Below are 16210 nucleotides of genomic sequence, written 5' to 3' on the forward strand. Positions count from 1 at the left end.
AGCCGCACACCTTTAGCTTAGAAGAAACTTTTGAGCAACAAGAATGTACTGATCCAAACATTGACTAAGCTTTACCACCTCCTCGTCTGTAAATGAATCTTTTTGTTCAACCAATCGTATCGGCTGCTGCCGTAACCTTTTAATTTTCCGCCTTAGTCTTCTATTCATATCCCACCCCTCTAAACCTATATAATACTATTTATCTAAAATAAGGATTTTCCCAACTTCCATAATGTACCAACAAATAATTATAAAGCAATTTTTTAAAAAAATAAGTAATAAATTTCTATGCGGAGCAAAGAGCATCCAGTCTCAGTTTTCATTCTAAGCAAGTAGGCCTAAGACACATTTTACCGAGGAGCTGCCCCAATATCCCCCCTTCAACTTGAATTGCACAAAACGTCAAAGCATAACTTCTCTTCCTGCTTAATGTGGATTCTAGGCAGAGTCAATTATGTGGTCAGAACTATAGGGGATATAGAAAAATATACCGAATAGAATTTTAAAGTTCAATTTAATATATAAATACTGAATTTTAAATTGCCTCCAATCATGCAGATACATTGGTCTACACTTCTATGTAAAGAGAGGTGACGAAACTGGACATGAACCTTGCTAAAATGATAGGAGAACAAATTCGGCATTTCCGTAATCTTAAAGGATTAACTCAAGAACAACTGGCAGAAGCGCTGGACTCCCACGGAACTTATATCGGTCGTCTGGAACGCGGGGAGCAAAACGTACAGCTCGCAACACTTGAAAAAATCGCGGAAGCCTTACATATTAGCGTATTCGCCCTTTTTAACCATGATCAGTTCGATCACCTGAAAAATCAAGAATGGATATGGCGCACCGTGTTACTGTTGCAGGAGCAGCAAGAAGTCGATCAAAAACGGGCCTATCGCGTACTAAAAGAAATGTTTACGACATGAAATAAGTAGCATTGACGTGACGGAACGGGGGCGACCGGGGCGAGCAACTGCAGCTTGGGAAGAAACCGAAACATCGAATCTAAAATAAAAAATCGGCAGATCCAGGATGACCCTTGGATCTGCCGATTTTGCCGTTATACCTTGAACTTCAGCAGCTCTTCGTTGAGCTCTTGCGACATCGAGCTCAGCGATTTGGAGGAAGACGAGATTTCCTCCATCGAAGCAAGCTGCTGCTGCGAAGCAGCCAAAATTTCCTGCGCGTTCTGCAGGGAAGCTTGCGAGATGGTGACCAGCTCGGTCATCGAAGCGCTGACCTCCTCCGTTCCGGCCGACATTTGCTCGGAAGCGGCGGAGATTTCCTGAATTTGCTCCGAAATGCTCCGCACGGACGCGTAAATGTTTTGGAACAGCGCACCGGCTTCGGTGATCAGCTTGGAGCCTTGTCCCACGTCGGCTACCCCTTGATTCATCGAGGTTACGGCCGCACGGGTCGAGCCCTGCACTTCTTTCACCAGGCTGGCAATATCGTCGGCGGATTGCTTCGCCTGCTCCGCCAGCTTCTTGACTTCATTGGCGACGACGGCGAAGCCCCGGCCGTGTTCCCCGGCACGCGCCGCCTCGATGGAGGCGTTGAGCGACAAGAGCTGCGTTTGATTCGAGATATCGGCGATGACTTCGACGATGTTGCCGATTTTTTGGGACAGTTCGTTGAGCGCCGCCAAATCGGATGCCGTCTGCCCGACCGAATCCTGAATCGACTTCATTTGGCGAATCGCCGAAGTGACAAGCTGGTTTCCTTCCCGCGCTTCCTGCGCCGAGGCGAAGGAAAGCTCCGAGACGTTGGAGGAGGATTCGGCGATTCTTTGCACGCCGACGGCCATTTCCTCCATCGCCTTGGACGTCTGTTCCGCAGCGGTCGCCTGCGCCTCCGAGCCGTTGACGACCTGCTGGATCGCCCCGGCGACGTGATTCGAGGTTTCGACCGATTGATCCGCAATCGCGTTCAGCTCCTCGGAGGAAGCCGCGACGTGCTCAGCAGTCGCATGGGCTTGCTGGATCATGCCTCCGATCGAAGTCAGCATCGTATTCATGTTGTGAGACAGCTGTCCGATTTCGTCCTTGGACTTGACCGGCAGTCTCGTCGTCAAATCGCCCGTTCCAATCCGCTCAAGGAGCTGGGACAGAAGCACGATCGGCTTGGTATTGGCTCTGGAGATGAACAGCGCCAAGAGCGTGTTGATAACCACGAATACGACAATTAAAATCCAGGAAATCAGTCTTGAATTGGTAATTCCTTCATATACTTCGGCTGTCGGAGCGCTTGTAACGACTTTCCATCCCGTAGAAGGCACGGTATCGTACGCGGCGATATTTTCGCCGCCCGAGGCCGCAACGGTCAGTATGCCGTTCTCGTTGACCAGAATGTCCGACCGGAACGCCGCCGCCTGTTCTGCGGTGAACGCCTCTTCGACTTTTTTGCCGATGGATGCCGCATCGGGGAATGTAACGACAGTGCCGTGGGAGGTCACCAGGAAGCCGAAGCCGGTTTCCCCGAATTTGATGTTCGACGTCAGCCCGGACAAAATCTCGGAATTGAGCACGGCGGAAATCGCCCCGATAAATTCGCCCTTATCGTTCAATATGGGCACGTTCAAAATGATAACGTTTTTCCCGGATTTGCGGCTCACGATCATGTCGCTGATCGCAGGCTTCTTGGTTTCACGAGCCTGCTTGAAGTAATCGCGGTCGGTGATTTGACTGACACCGCCGTCCGGGCTGTAGCTGAAGCCGTTGGCGTCCACGTAGGAATAATATTCGACCTCGCTGTCGATTTCGCCGAACGACCGCAGCAGCGGTTTGATCGCATCGAGTTTGCCTGTCTTCAGCAGCGGGTTTTTCTCAATGATACCTTGTACGAGTTCAATACGCTTGCGCACCCAATAATCCATGTATCCGACATTGGACGCGGCCAAGCTCTTCTGTTTGTCATGCGTTTCCTCACGGATTTCCGCCGTCAAATAATTGGCCAGAAAGATGGTGCTGCACAGCAAGGGGAATAAAGAAAGCATCAGTAATAGTACGGTTAGTTTGATGCGAATTGAAGCATTGACCCACTTTTTTAACATGCAAGTTCCTCCCGGTTGTAAGTTTGAGTCTACTTGATTTCGTCTTGCGGCAGCGGCCGAAGAATATGGATATAATATCGGTGCTGCAAGGAAACAAAATGATAGCCTTTGTGTGCGAAAGTAAATTATTAATCAAATTTTAGAATTGGCAACGCTTAACTTTTTCGTTGCGCTCCGGCTTTTTGCAAGCTAAGCTCATAGTATGGATATGGAACGTTCAGGAGGGGTCCCAGATGCGATTGACGGCAATTCCGTGTGCGGGCAAAATCGGTGTCGCCGCCGCGCTGGCGCTAAGCTTGTGGCATGGCGCAGCCGGCAAAGAAAGCGGGGCACAGGCCGCGGCGCCCCCCGAATCGCGATATGAGGCGGAAGACGCCCGGACGGAGGGGACGGCCATTGCGGCCGTACGGCCGGGGTTCTCGGGGGCGGGCTATGTCACGGGCTTCGAGCGAGCGGGGGAGGCCGTGCGGTTTACGGTGAACGTAGAGGCGGAGGGGTTCTACCCGCTCACAATCGGCTATGCTTCGCCGTTTGGCGATAAAACGAACTATGTGGAAGTGAACGGCAGCACGGCGGGCGAGAAGCTGTTTCCGCAGACGGAAGCGTTTGCCGAAACCGATTTTGGCCAGGTGCAGCTTGAGGAAGGCGAGAACGAGATCCGCATTTCCACCTACTGGGGCTACTTCGATGTCGATTACATCCGGCTCGGGGACATGCAGCCGCGGCCCGCTATCGCGGAGGTTGCGCCTACGCTCGCCACGCCGAAGCCTTCGCGCGAAGCGCAGGCTTTGATGAATTACATGACAGCCCGCTACGGGAAAAACATATTGTCCGGCCAGCAGCGCACCTCCTCCGAAGAGCTGGACTATATTTACCGCGTGACGGGGAAGCTGCCGGTCATGGCCGGGTTCAGCGCGACCGATTTTGGCGACAATGCGCTGAAGTGGGCGAAGTACGGCGGAATCGTCTCCGTGGAATGGCATTGGCCGGCGCCGATGGGGGGACGTGAGTTTTTTGCTTCCAAGACGACCTTCGACGCAGCGAGAGCCGTGACGCCCGGCACGGAAGAGCACCGATTGCTGCTTCGGGATCTCGACGAGATGGCGGAGAAGCTTCTCCGCTTCAAGGAGGCGGGCATCCCGGTCGTCTGGCGTCCGCTGCACGAAGCGGAAGGAGGCTGGTTCTGGTGGGGGGCCAAGGGGCCGGAAACCGCGAAGCGACTGTACAATCTGATGTTCGACCGGTTTACCGGCGATCACGGGCTGGATAACCTGATTTGGGTATGGACGACGTCGGACACGATTCATTCGAAGGATTGGTACCCCGGCGACGACAAGGTCGATATTATCGGGGTGGACCGGTATATCAAGGACGGCGATTACAGCCCGCTGCTCAGCGTGTACGATACGCTCGTGAACATGACGGGCGGGAAAAAGCTGGTCGCCTACCTGGAGAACGGCCCGATTCCGGACCCCCGGCAGCTCAAAAAAAATAAGGTTGGCTGGATGTATTTCAACACATGGAACGGCAAATTTCTGATGGACGGGAAGGTCAACGCCGAGCATCACTTGCGGATCGTCTATAATCATCCGTATGTGGTGACGCTGGACAAATTCCCTTCGCAAACCGTCTACGGCAAGCCGCCGCAGCCTTATCCGTACCCGGCGCGCAAGGAAGCGCCGCAGCCGGTTACCGCGCATTGAGCGGCGCAGCGGGCGGGCGTTCCGGGCAAGCAGGGGGACTGGACGAGGATTGTAGAGCGGACTCCATTTTGTATAAGGGGTGGAACTCGTGCAAGACATGTCAAAGCTGTTCGAGCATTTGAACTGGGCCAATCTTCGGATCTTGGAACGATTAAGAAGCGGGGATGCCGGCAGCCATGCGAAGGCGATTGGGCTTTTTGCCCACATTTTGCAGGCAGAGCGGGTTTGGCTGACCCGGCTGCAGGGGCAGGACAGCTCGGCGCTGCCGGTCTGGCCCGAAGCCGGTCTGGACTTCTGCGGCCGTATGACTAAGCAGAATCATGAAGATTACACCGCATATTTGGGCAGTCTGGCCGATGGCGAGGGGGACCGCGTTCTCCGTTACGCCAATCAGTCCGGTCAAGTGTTCGACAATTCGGTCCGGGATATTCTAACCCACGTGGCTCTTCACGGACAATACCACCGCGGACAAATCAATGCCTTGCTCAGAGCGGGTGGTGCGGAGCCTGTGAATGTGGACTTCATTACCTTTGTCAGAGAAATAAACGGGGGCTAAAAGAGGGGCTGTCCCGGCAAGTGGATCTTGCCATGGGGACGGCCTTTTGGCTGTTCCCGGACGAAAATGGGAAAGTTCGCCGGGCGGGCTGCAGCGGGCAGGCATGGTATAGTATCCGCGCGTGAACCGGAAGGAGGAACTTAACGTGCGGCTATGCCATCCAAATAAATCCATATATAATTGGGAATAGAGCCGGGACGCAATGGTGCAGACAATACGTAAGCTTACCCGGTTCGAAAGCATATTATTCTCATGTGATTAATAGTAAAAGGGGGGGCGTCAGGTGATCCCAAATCAACCTTCCGATATGTTCATCCGCAGCGAGCGGGAGGCTGAACTCGCCGCACTGGCGGACCGATTGGCGGTACGGTTCGCGCAGCGGGCGCCGGAGCATGACCGGGAAGGGAGCTTCCCGTTTGACAATTTCGCGGATCTTCGGCAAAGCGGCTACCTTCGGCTACCCGTGCCGCAGGAGTACGGGGGCGACGGGATTTCGCTCTACGAGCTCGTGCTGGCCCAAGAACGTTTGGCCCGTGGAGACGGCTCGACGGCGCTGGCTGTCGGCTGGCATGTCGGGCAGATGCTTCATTTCCGCTGCACCCGGCCATGGCCGGAAGCCTTGTTCGCCCGTTTTTGCGGCGAGGTGGTGCGCGAGGGGGCGATGATCAACCACTTCGGGACGGAACCGGCGACGGGCAGTCCGAGCCGGGGCGGCAAGCCGCAGACGACGGCGGTCCGGACCGAAGGCGGCTGGCTGCTGAGCGGATGCAAAACCTACAGCACCTTGAGCCCGGTGTTGAACCATTTTACGGTGTCGGCCGCAATCGAAGGGGAGGACGCGACCGGCGTATTTTCGTCCGGCGGGGGCCGGGTATCCGGGTGGAAGAGACGTGGGATACGATTGGCATGCGGGCGACGGGCAGCCACGACCTCGTGCTGGAGAATGCTTTCGTGCCGGAGGACGAACTGCTCGACCGCTCGGACTCGGGCAGGCCGCGTACCGACGACGGCGACGGTTGGCTGCTCCACATTCCCGCCTGCTACATCGGCATCGCTCATGCGGCAAGGGACTTTGCCGTCGGCTTCGCCCGGGATTACCGGCCGAACAGCTTGCCCGGACCGATTGCGGAGCTCCCCTACATCCGCCAGCAAATCGGCCAGATGGAGGCGGACCTGATCACGGCCCGCACGCTCTTGTATGCGATGGCGGACCGGTGGGACCGGTATGAGGCCGGACGGCCTGCGCTGAAGCCGGAGCTCGGGCTGGTCAAGTATGTCGCGACGAACCACGCGATCCGGATCGTCGACATCGCGATGCGCATCGTAGGCGGCGCGAGCTTGTCCCGCAAGCTGCCGCTGGAGCGGATGTACCGCGACGTCCGCGCCGGTCTGCACAATCCGCCGATGGACGATGCCGCGCTGCAGCGGTTGGCCGATCGGGCATTGGCGGAGTAAGCGCAGGCGGCGGGCCCCTGCAAAATTCCGGTAAATTTTTGTAAGCCGCCAGCCGATATTGGTAAGAGAAACACAAGGTAAACAAGAACAAACGATGGGGGCATAAGAAGTGAGTTTGTACGAAGCCAGTTTGTCGCAGGAAACGATACGCCGCACCAAATCGTACGATATCGGCAATTTGTTTTATGTCGCGTTTTTCGGAGGCGTCATTGCGCTTACCGTGCTGGCGAACCGGACCGGCCGCTGGCTGCATGTGAATCCGAACGTCTTAAGGGGCTTCATTCTGGTGGCAGCCCTGCTGTATCTTGGCAAGATGGGGTTCTACTACGCTTATTTTCATCACATGATCGAGCTGGAGCGCGTTTATGTAAAATATATCGCCCGGGCCGCGGAACTGCTGCTGTTCGGCGGGTACTATCTGGCGCTTCGCCAGCCGTACCGGCAGCATATGCTGACCGTCGGAGAGAGCGAGCCGCTCCGAAAAAGCGGGATCGTATGGTGCCTGATTTCCGCCGGGATCGAACTCGTGTCGATCGTGCTGTTGATCGCACTTTAAGGCTGGGGGGCAGCGGTTCGTGGATGAGAGAGCAAGCAAGGCGTTGGATTCGAGAATCGATCATTATTTGGGCATGCGCCGTTACGCCAAAGTCATCGAGCTGGTGAAGGAAGGGTTGGCCGATAATCCCGGCGAGCCGAAGTATTATTTTTATCTCGGCGTCTGTTTCTACTCCCTGGAGCGCTATCGCGAAGCGGAGGAGAATCTGCAGGAAGCTTTGGTGCTCGGTTATGATAAGGAAGCGGTCTTTGAATGGCTCGGGGACGTATACACCAAGACGAAGCGCTGGGTGGAGGCGGAACGGGCGTATCTGGATGCGCTCAGCGATAACCCCGAGAGCGCTCGGGTTCATGCGTCTTATGCGATGCTGATGAGGGAGACGGGGCATAACGACAAGGCCGACCAATTGATGCGGAAGGCGCTCGAGCTCGACCCGGAGGACGATTATGTGGTGCGTTCCCACTACATGTTCGCGCTGACGAAGGACAGCCGTTTGCAGCAAATCCAATCGCTTGAGCGGTTGATGCAGGTGTCGGGCGATCAGATCGCCATCGAGGTGCATCTCGGGCTGGATGCCTTGTACCGCGACCGCCTGACCGACGCCCGCGACCATTTCCGTCAAGCGTTCCTGCTCGACCCGACGAATAAGGAGCTCGCGGAGCTGCTGGAGGAACTGGATTGGGGGCGGCATCCGGTGCTCGTCCCGCTGCGGCTGGTCGACAAAATCGGCGGTCCCATGGTCGTTTACGTGGTCGGCCTCGGCGCGATGCTGGGGACCCGGGCGCTCGGGTGGGAACAGGCGACGATCGCGCTGCTCATTCTGTATTTTACCTATTTGATCTATTCGTGGACGGCCAAGCCGCTGGCGAAACTATTAACGAGAATTCGAGGGTAGCGTATGGATAAGATGAATTGGCTGGAGCAAATGACACAGAAGCAGCCGGAGGATGCGCAGACCTGGTTCTGGCTCGGCAAGGAATACGAAGCCGCGGAACGCTGGCTTGATGCGATTCAGGCGTTCTCCAAGGGCTTGACACAAGCCCGGGACGACGCTCTGCGCAGCGAAATCGTCGCCGCGTTGTCCCAGGTGACGGCGCGGTTGCAGCAGCAGGGCGCGGCGGCAAGCGCTCCGTCACCGTCGATGGCCGGTGATGGGGAGTCGCGGTCCGAAGACCGGCCGGACACATCCGGCGGCACCCCGACGCAGCTCTTTCCCGACCGGGGGCCGGAAGCGGAAAGCTCTGCGCCGGAGCGAGAGGACCGGTCCGAGAAGCGTGCGGAGTGGCATGACGAGCTGTTCGGGGAGCCGAAGCCGGAGGAAGACGGGCCGGACGAAGACGAGGCGGATTTCCGCGGCGTTCCGGGCAGGCAGACGACGGCGTTCCGTCCGAAGGTACACCCGGGGCTGCAGGTGGTGGCAGGCGGCAAAGAACCGGCTCCCGAGCGGAGATCCAACGTTCCGGTCATTACGTTCGAGCACGTGGCGGGCCTCAAGGACTTGAAGAAGACGATCCAGATGAAGATCATCAGTCCGTTTTTCAACCAGGGCTTGTTCGCCAAGTTTCGGAAGAAGACGGGCGGCGGCGTGCTGCTGTACGGACCGCCCGGCTGCGGGAAGACGTATATGGCCCGGGCGACCGCGGGAGAATGCCGGGCGAAGTTTATTACGGTGCACATTACGGATATTTTGGACCCGTACATCGGGATAAGCGAACGCAATCTGAAGGAAATGTTCGATAAAGCAAGGGCGCAGCGGCCTAGCGTCATGTTTTTCGACGAAATCGACGCCATCGGCTTCAACCGCTCCAAATCGTCCTCGCTCACGAGAGGCTTGGTCGATACGTTTCTGCACGAGATGGACGGCATCGACAGCGACACGGACCACCTGCTCATCATCGGTGCGACCAATATGCCGTGGGACGTCGACAACGCGCTGAAGCGTCCCGGCCGGTTCGACCGTCTGGTCTTCGTCGAGCCTCCCGATGTGGAGGCGAGGCAGCACATTTTCGCGCTGCAGATGCAGGATCGGTATGCGGAGAAGCTGGACACGGCCAAGCTGGCGAAAGCGACGGAGTTTTTCTCCGGCGCGGACATCGCGAACGTGTGCGAGCGGGCAGTGGAGCGGGTGCTGGTGGAAATTCTCGAAACCGGGGTCGAGCGTCCGGTCCGGATGCGGGATATGGAGGAAGCGCTGGTGGAGGTGCAGCCCTCGACGCTGGATTGGCTGCGGACGGCCAAAAACTACGTCAAGTACGCCAATCAGGGCGGGATGTACAACGATATCGAGCGGTATTTGCGCAAGCACGGAAAGCATATTTGACCGGCTGGCGCGCTATGCCGGGTTGCCCCGAAACAAGTTGAAAGTCGAAGTCCGGAATGCTATCATTTAAGTACCATCATCACTATGGAAGAGGAGCCCGATTGTTGCGTTTCGGGCTTCTCTTTTTTGTAGAACCGGACCTGGGGAGGAGCCGCTGTGCCTAAGGCCGGAAAGTCCGGCGAAGACGCCTACCACGAGGTATGATTTGAAATTGGAGAGAAAACAACACGGGATGGAGTGCGGATGATGAAACGTGCTGGAAGGATGGCTGTTCTGGCGCTGCTTGTTGCGACGGTCATGCCGGGGTGCGGAATCGGCGACGAGCCGTTGACCGGGAAGGAGCCGCGGGGGCAGGCGGCTTCTCCCCAGCCGGGGACGCCGGGTTCGGAGCCGGTCCGCGGCAAGGACTTGCTGAAGCAGCTGGACAGGACCGCTTCGAGAGCGAAGGAAGCCCGGGAAATTACGGCGTTTCTGGACGCCAACTTGAAGCATGCCGACGTGAAGACGGCGGACAAAATGCTGCTCCGGCTTGAGCAGTATTACGATCAGCTGCTGCCCGGGGTGAATGCCAATTTCAAGCGCATGCTGGAGCAGCCGGGAACGGCCGAGCAGCTGCGCGAGCTCGGGTTCCCCCTCGATTTTCACAAAATTCAGAACGACGATACGCTGAAGCAATGGCTCCTGCGGCAATCCGAAGGAAAGCTTGCGCTGGACATGAGCGATGGCGATTTCTATTGGAAAATCGATTATGAGGCTGTGAAGAAAGCGTACGCTTCTTTCGCATCTGACGATCTGAAGGCGTACCTTGCCATCCGGGCGGCGGAGTCGAACAAGACGTTTTTCGATGACGGGCGTCTGCTGATCGGACGCGGCGAGCTTGCGGATCGCATCTTGCAGGCGGAGAACTACTTGACCCGCTATCCCTCCGGCCATCGAAGGAGCGAAATCAAAGCGCTGTATGTCGATTATATGGAGCAGTACATTCACGGGTACCGGTACGATGCCATCGATGAAAGCACGATGAAGCTGCTCCCGGAGGTCAAGCAGAGCTACGAGCAGTTAGTGAGGCGGCATCCGGATACGAAGACGGCGCATATTGTGCAGGATTACTTGGAGGAGATTAACAGGAACAAGGACGTCATCTACCATCCCGGCAAAAAAGGGGAGAGCATTATCGGCGAGCCGAAGCGGAATATCGGCGAGTTTTGGAGCGGGCTTCGTGGCCGGATAGATGCCGCATTCCATGCAATGAAGCAGCAGACGGGCGGCAGAAGCGACGATAAAGCTGAATAAAAACCGTAAATAGGACGATAAATGCTAATGGAACCTTTGAAAAAGTAAGTGACGGTCTGAAATTTGTGTCGAATCGGGCACATTTTCCTGAAACTTTCGTTCCCTTTGCTTCGTATACTGCATGGGAAGTTTTATTCCTTATTCCGGCGGCGACAGGAGATTAGATGTATGGAATGGCTCAAAACGATGTTTTCCAATCTGACGGTAAGACGATTCGCCATATTGCTCATAGTTTGCTTTCTGCTGTTCCAGATTCGGGATATGCTGAATTTGGTGCTGCTGACCTTCCTGTTCACCTTCATCATGTACCGTCTGCAAGGGTATGTCACGGCACAGTTGAACCGCTTTATCCGGATCAACAGCAAGACGGTCGTGATCCTGCTGTATTTGATGATTTGCGGCCTGTTGGGCTGGGCCATTGCGTACAATCTGCCCAAGGTTATCGTTCAGATCAAGCAGCTGTACGATGTCGTGTTTACCTTGATGAACTCCCCCCATCCGGATGATGAGCTGTCCAGATGGATCGCGGGCATCTTGAAGGAATTGAATCTGCAATCGTATGTGAAGCAAGGCTTCGAATATGTGCTCAAGATCAGCAACTGGGGAACGACGTTTATTTTCGCGCTGCTGCTCAGCCTCTTTTTCATCCTGGAAAAGAACCGGATCGTCCGGTTTACCTCTAAGTTTCAAACCAGCAAAATCGCTTGGCTCTATAACGAGCTGGAGTATTTCGGCCGGAAGTTCGTGCTTTCCTTCGGGAAGGTGATTGAAGCGCAGCTGCTGATCGCCGTATTCAATACGATTTTTACGATGATCGGGTTATGGATACTGGGCTATCCGTATTTGTTCGCGCTGTCGATTATGGTGTTCCTGCTCAGCTTGATTCCGGTGGCGGGCGTTATTATTTCGCTTATTCCGCTTTGCATTATCGGTTACACGCTGGGCGGCTTGCTGATGGTTGTCTATGTCATCGTGATGATTACCATCCTGCACTTCCTGGAAGGGTATTTCCTGAACCCGAAGCTGATGTCGTCCAAAACGAACCTGCCGATGTTCTATACGTTTATCATTCTCATCTTCTCCGAGCACTATTTCGGGGTATGGGGGCTCATTATCGGGATTCCGGTCTTCGTCTTCCTGCTGGACATTCTCGACGTGAACGTGGACGAACGCTCCGGCAAGGGGGGAGCGGCAAGCTGATTGCCTAAGAGCCATAGCAGAACTTAAGACAGGGCGCCTTCGGGTGCCTTTTTTTGTTGAACTCAAGCGAACCCCGTACCATAATTCGACAAAAAAGGATGTTGGCCGGCCTTCGTTTCTAGTATAATCTTCCTAAAAGCATGATGCGGATGAGGTGGAACAATGAAAAAATTACTGCTCGGCGTCATGCTGGCGCTAGGTTTGCTGATCCACCAGAACGCGCTGGCCGACCCGGCTCCTGCAAGCGGCGTGCTGTCGGAGAAACCTCCGGCCGAGCCTGCTCAGGCGGTGCAGCCGCCCGCAGAGAAGCCGCAGGAGCCGCCGTCTGCGGTTCCTGCTCCGGCGGATGCCGCGCAGTCGGGGGAGATTACCATCTCCGCCGGCACGTTTTTCCTGGTGCTGGGTATAGTGCCGGTTTTGTTTGTCGTGCTCGGCTGCGGACTTGTCTGCAAGCTGAGGGTCGGATGGCTTCGCCGCAAGGCTCGGCGGCTGTTGGTGAACGTGATGAGCATGTCCGAGGAATTAAGACCTTATGTCGGGAACGCAGAGGGAAGCACCCAATCGATCGTGAAGCAGGCGGACGAGCAGCTGGCGAATCTGACGGTGGCTGTCAGCAGGCGGTTGACTGTGTTAACGGAGACGAAAATTTTTTTTCTCCGCTTCATCAAGCTCTCGCGGTTTATTCGCGATTCCAAGGGCGAACTCAAGCGCTTGAGGGCATCCTTTAAGGAGGTTCATGCCGAGGTCCGCCGTGTTCTGGAAGCCGCCCAAGCTCTGACGCCTCGGCTTCAGCGGCTTGCCGGTCAGCGCGCCGCCGCAGAAGCCGAGGCGAAGAGCCGGACGGCGGAGCTTGCGTTTCCGCTGACCCAAACGTACGAAGAGCTGGAGCGGCTCCGGCAGGAGCTTGGGCAAGCGTCCGATACGGCGCGGCTCGACCCGGTCGGAGCGCAGCGGATCGCGTCGCAGGCCGAAGCACGGCTCCAAAGCATCAGCCGGGACGTGAAGGATATTGGCGTCTATCTGAACGAATACCGGGCTTTCCCGGGCCGGCTGGACGAATCTGAGGCCAAAGTGACGAAGCTTGTGGAACAGCATCGTTTGATTCTGCTTCATATCGATCCTTACGGGAGCCTTGCCGAGGCCCGGCGGTTGTCGGAAGACCTGCTGGAAGAGCTCAAGGTCGGCGGCCTTGAGCAGGTCAGAGCCACCGCCGCGCAGGTCAACGGCCTCCTAAAGGATGCGGTTGAGATGACGCAGCGCCATGCGGCGTTCCGGCGGCAGAACCCGAAGGACATTCAGCATGTGCAAAAAAAGCTGGGGGAATACCGGACAACGGACGCGGCGCTCGCGCCGGCGTTTGCGGGAACGCGTCAATACTATGCTCAAGAGCATTGGGAGGATATGTGGGCCCGATACCGGGCCGCGGAGCGGCACGTGCAGCAGACGGAACAGCGGCTGCCCGAGGTGAAACGGCAGTCCGACGACGAGCATCAGGATTACGATACCGCCAGACGCACTTTGGACGACATGCTTGCACGGCTGGGCGAGGCCGAGGAGGTACAGCGGCAATGCCGCGGCGTCATCGAGCAGTTGGACCGGGTCTACGGCAGCTTGAAAAGCAGACAGGAGCAGGCGTGGTCGGCCCTTGAGGAGGCCGTGAGGCTGGTGAAGCAAAACAGTCTGCGCTTCCCCGTGGCGGATCAGGTCGACATGGTGCTCGCAAGAGCGGACTCGTTACATAACGAGCTGAATCAGCGGTTGTTTGTGCCGCCTTATCGTCTCGCAGTGATTGAACAGCATGTTGGCCGATTAACGGATCTTGTCAATGAATTTGCCGCAACCGTCAAACAAAGACTGGATCAGAAGCGGCAGGCGGAGAGAGCGCTCGGTCAAGCGCAATCGAGCTACCGCTCCGCACGCGCCAAGGTAAGATCCAGGATCGAGATTCGAAGGTTCGAAGGTCCTTATGCTTCCGTTATTCAGCGCGTCGAAGGTCTCATTGCCAGAGGGCATTATATCGAAGCTGTCAACGAATGCCATGATATCGATAAAATCGTAGGCGAGATGAAGCGGCTGTATCATAGGGAAATCGAGGAAGAAAGAAGAGCGGCGGCGGCGCGCAGAGCAAGCGCTTCAAGCTCGGGCTTCTTCGGTTCTTCCGGTTCCTCCCGCACTTCCCGCACATCCGATGACGATGACGGCGGAGGGGATAGCGGAGACGAAGACGAATAGACGGCGCATGAAAAAAGGCATCGCTCCTGTTTTGCAGGATGCGGTGCCTTTTACATTTGATACGGTTCCACACAGGGCTGTCCACCATCAGTAGGTAATCATGACCGTCCGCGTAGCCTCGGCATACTCCACTTTGGCCCCCAGCACTTCAGCCAGCAGGCGGACCGGGACCATCGTGTTGTCGCCGACCAGCCGGGCGGGCGTATCGGTTTGACGCAGGTCGCCGTTCACTTCGTAGGCGTTTTTCGTCGTGTGCAGTGTGACCTTAAGCGTTCCTTTCGTATACACGGCCGCGCGCTGCTGCTCGTCCCATTCCACGTTCGCTCCGAGCGCTGCGGCCAGATCGCGGATATACAAGTACGAGGAGCCGTCGACGATGACCGGCGTTCTCTGCATCGGGAAGGAGACGCCGTCGACCGAATAGCTGCTGTCATCCAGCCCGAAGCTGGCTTTGCGCTGAATCGGCAGCACGGTGACCGCCTGCTTAATGTAATCGGAGGCATTCCGGTGAAGCTTCGTTTTGCCGAGCTGCGGCTGCGGTTCCGTCGTGAAATTCCATTCTTTCGTTTCGGTGGTTGTGGTGCCGTCTTTTTTGGCCACTTGCAGGCTCAGCTTGACAAGGTAAGTCTGATCGGCTTGCAGCGGCTTGCGCGGCAGCAAAATGACGGCATTGGTCAATTTGTCGTCGTTGTCGGGCGAATTCACGAACAAGTCGACCTTCTGCTTCGCATTGTCGGTCAGCTCGGCGCTCACCAGCTTGATTTTGTCCACGTTCTCGCCGAAATATTGGGCCATGATCGGATAGCCGACAGGGTAATTGCCGCTGGTATGCATACGCAGCGGGTCGGGGGCTTCATTCCCGTCAAAGGACGTAGGCACATATCGGTCCCCGTCCGCCGGCGAGACGACGATCGGCGAGGACTCGCTTGATCCGAAGCCGAATTCGATGATCGTATAATCGCCTACTTTGGCAATCCCGACTTCTTTGGCATCCGGGTTCAAGAAGGGAGAACGGTGGTATGGCGCGTCGAACAGCACGTCGACCGTCTCGCTGATCGATCCTACGTGATATGCAGCGTCTTCCCCGAGCTTGGCCGAATACCCGTAGTACGCGGCGCGCTCCAGCGGCGACTGGCCGAAAAATCCGGTCTTGTTCGGGTTCTGGTCGTGCAGGCTCTCTTGGCTTTTGTCGCTTTGCGCGATTTTGTTCGCATCCAAATATTTCGCATGCGCCTTCGCCATGGCGAGCAGCCGCTCGTTCATTTGAAGCTTGGGCAGTCCGTACAGCACCCGGTAGTCGTTAATAGCCGCGAGCCCGGCGAGTTCCTCCGGGGTAGGAGCCTCGAAGCGGCTGACCGCGTCTTTCGCTACGGTAAACGACCACGATTGCTCGATAGGCTTATAGCCGGGATAGGTGATCGACATTTGCACGGTATAATTTCCGGGCGCGAGATCTTTATCGGGCGTATACGTGAACGTCCCTTTGCTATGGTCGTAACTGGCAGGCACGCTCTGCCCGTTCAGCGTCATGGTGTAAGACGAGGGCGCAAAAGCCAAATCGGTATCGAAATAAAACGTAAGATTCGGCTTGGTGACGCCGACGGTTCCTTTGGGAGCCGCCTCGTAAGAATAGGAGGACGCTTGGGCTTGGGGGACGGGAAGTGTCAGACCGATACACCAGAGCATCAGCGCCAAGGATAAGAGCATCAGAGATTTGCCCGGGCGGGCGGTTGAATTCAACGGAAATTCCTCCTTGCTAAATGATTTTTAGGGGTGCGGACTTCCTCTTTTTAACTATTCGGCGTTTGCGCGGGAAACCCTTTTTCGAAAAAATTTC

The 16210-nt window shown here is 56.3% G+C and carries 12 protein-coding genes and 1 pseudogene; 10 read left to right on the forward strand and 3 right to left on the reverse strand.

The window, feature by feature from the left end; all coding sequences use genetic code 11:
- Positions 1 to 12: 12 nt before the first annotated feature.
- Complete coding sequence (locus tag PEH01S_RS36130) at positions 13 to 168, reverse strand: aspartyl-phosphate phosphatase Spo0E family protein (RefSeq protein WP_127484679.1); 156 nt, start codon at positions 166 to 168, stop codon at positions 13 to 15.
- A 437-nt stretch (positions 169 to 605) separates the two neighbouring features.
- Here PEH01S_RS36130 and PEH01S_RS07785 point away from each other — a divergent pair, with 437 nt between their 5' ends.
- The gene (locus PEH01S_RS07785; protein WP_025845022.1) at positions 606 to 932 is read left to right on the forward strand and encodes a helix-turn-helix domain-containing protein; all 327 of its coding nucleotides are present in this window, start codon (positions 606 to 608) and stop codon (positions 930 to 932) included.
- A gap of 134 nt (positions 933 to 1066) precedes the next feature.
- Here PEH01S_RS07785 and PEH01S_RS07790 read toward each other — a convergent pair whose 3' ends face one another.
- Positions 1067 to 3058, reverse strand: a complete 1992-nt coding sequence (locus PEH01S_RS07790; protein ID WP_127484681.1) for a methyl-accepting chemotaxis protein — start codon at positions 3056 to 3058, stop codon at positions 1067 to 1069.
- Positions 3059 to 3291: 233 nt separating this feature from the next.
- Between PEH01S_RS07790 and PEH01S_RS07795 the strand changes: the two genes are divergently transcribed.
- From PEH01S_RS07795 to PEH01S_RS07835, 9 genes and pseudogenes are all read left to right on the forward strand, one after another.
- Positions 3292 to 4761: a glycosyl hydrolase gene (locus PEH01S_RS07795; RefSeq protein ID WP_127484683.1), complete on the forward strand. Its 1470-nt coding sequence runs from the start codon at positions 3292 to 3294 to the stop codon at positions 4759 to 4761.
- Between the two features lie 97 nt (positions 4762 to 4858).
- Positions 4859 to 5317 carry a DinB family protein gene (locus PEH01S_RS07800; RefSeq protein WP_307720082.1) on the forward strand — a complete coding sequence of 153 codons (459 nt, stop codon included), beginning with the start codon at positions 4859 to 4861 and terminating at the stop codon, positions 5315 to 5317.
- 307 nt (positions 5318 to 5624) lie between these two features.
- Positions 5625 to 6772: pseudogene (locus tag PEH01S_RS07805) on the forward strand (acyl-CoA dehydrogenase family protein).
- Positions 6773 to 6881: 109 nt separating this feature from the next.
- Positions 6882 to 7328 carry a hypothetical protein gene (locus PEH01S_RS07810; RefSeq protein ID WP_025845016.1) on the forward strand — a complete coding sequence of 149 codons (447 nt, stop codon included), beginning with the start codon at positions 6882 to 6884 and terminating at the stop codon, positions 7326 to 7328.
- 19 nt (positions 7329 to 7347) lie between these two features.
- Complete coding sequence (locus tag PEH01S_RS07815; RefSeq protein ID WP_127484685.1) at positions 7348 to 8223, forward strand: tetratricopeptide repeat protein; 876 nt, start codon at positions 7348 to 7350, stop codon at positions 8221 to 8223.
- Positions 8224 to 8226: 3 nt separating this feature from the next.
- Entirely contained in the window at positions 8227 to 9648 is a 1422-nt protein-coding gene (locus PEH01S_RS07820) for an ATP-binding protein (RefSeq protein ID WP_127484688.1), read from the forward strand.
- Positions 9649 to 9891: 243 nt separating this feature from the next.
- Entirely contained in the window at positions 9892 to 10941 is a 1050-nt protein-coding gene (locus PEH01S_RS07825; protein ID WP_127484690.1) for a hypothetical protein, read from the forward strand.
- Positions 10942 to 11109: 168 nt separating this feature from the next.
- Entirely contained in the window at positions 11110 to 12141 is a 1032-nt protein-coding gene (locus PEH01S_RS07830) for an AI-2E family transporter (RefSeq protein WP_025845007.1), read from the forward strand.
- A 162-nt stretch (positions 12142 to 12303) separates the two neighbouring features.
- Entirely contained in the window at positions 12304 to 14373 is a 2070-nt protein-coding gene (locus PEH01S_RS07835; protein ID WP_127484692.1) for a septation ring formation regulator EzrA, read from the forward strand.
- Between the two features lie 87 nt (positions 14374 to 14460).
- Here the strand turns inward: PEH01S_RS07835 and PEH01S_RS07840 are convergent, their stop codons facing one another.
- A complete protein-coding gene (locus PEH01S_RS07840; protein WP_246062837.1) occupies positions 14461 to 16113 on the reverse strand; it encodes a stalk domain-containing protein in 1653 nt (550 codons plus the stop codon).
- Between the last annotated feature and the right edge of the window lie 97 nt (positions 16114 to 16210).

Origin of the sequence: Paenibacillus ehimensis NBRC 15659 (assembly GCF_004000785.1) — a bacterium.
In the GTDB taxonomy this organism is placed as follows: domain Bacteria; phylum Bacillota; class Bacilli; order Paenibacillales; family NBRC-103111; genus Paenibacillus_G; species Paenibacillus_G ehimensis.

What these genes read in the sequence shown, in the direction of transcription:
- PEH01S_RS36130 (WP_127484679.1), bottom strand. Translation starts at nt 168, where the DNA reads ATGAATAGAAGACTAAGGCGGAAAATTAAAAGGTTACGGCAGCAGCCG.
- PEH01S_RS07785 (WP_025845022.1), top strand. Translation starts at nt 606, where the DNA reads ATGAACCTTGCTAAAATGATAGGAGAACAAATTCGGCATTTCCGTAAT.
- PEH01S_RS07790 (WP_127484681.1), bottom strand. Translation starts at nt 3,058, where the DNA reads ATGTTAAAAAAGTGGGTCAATGCTTCAATTCGCATCAAACTAACCGTA.
- PEH01S_RS07795 (WP_127484683.1), top strand. Translation starts at nt 3,292, where the DNA reads ATGCGATTGACGGCAATTCCGTGTGCGGGCAAAATCGGTGTCGCCGCC.
- PEH01S_RS07800 (WP_307720082.1), top strand. Translation starts at nt 4,859, where the DNA reads ATGTCAAAGCTGTTCGAGCATTTGAACTGGGCCAATCTTCGGATCTTG.
- PEH01S_RS07820 (WP_127484688.1), top strand. Translation starts at nt 8,227, where the DNA reads ATGGATAAGATGAATTGGCTGGAGCAAATGACACAGAAGCAGCCGGAG.
- PEH01S_RS07825 (WP_127484690.1), top strand. Translation starts at nt 9,892, where the DNA reads ATGATGAAACGTGCTGGAAGGATGGCTGTTCTGGCGCTGCTTGTTGCG.
- PEH01S_RS07830 (WP_025845007.1), top strand. Translation starts at nt 11,110, where the DNA reads ATGGAATGGCTCAAAACGATGTTTTCCAATCTGACGGTAAGACGATTC.
- PEH01S_RS07835 (WP_127484692.1), top strand. Translation starts at nt 12,304, where the DNA reads ATGAAAAAATTACTGCTCGGCGTCATGCTGGCGCTAGGTTTGCTGATC.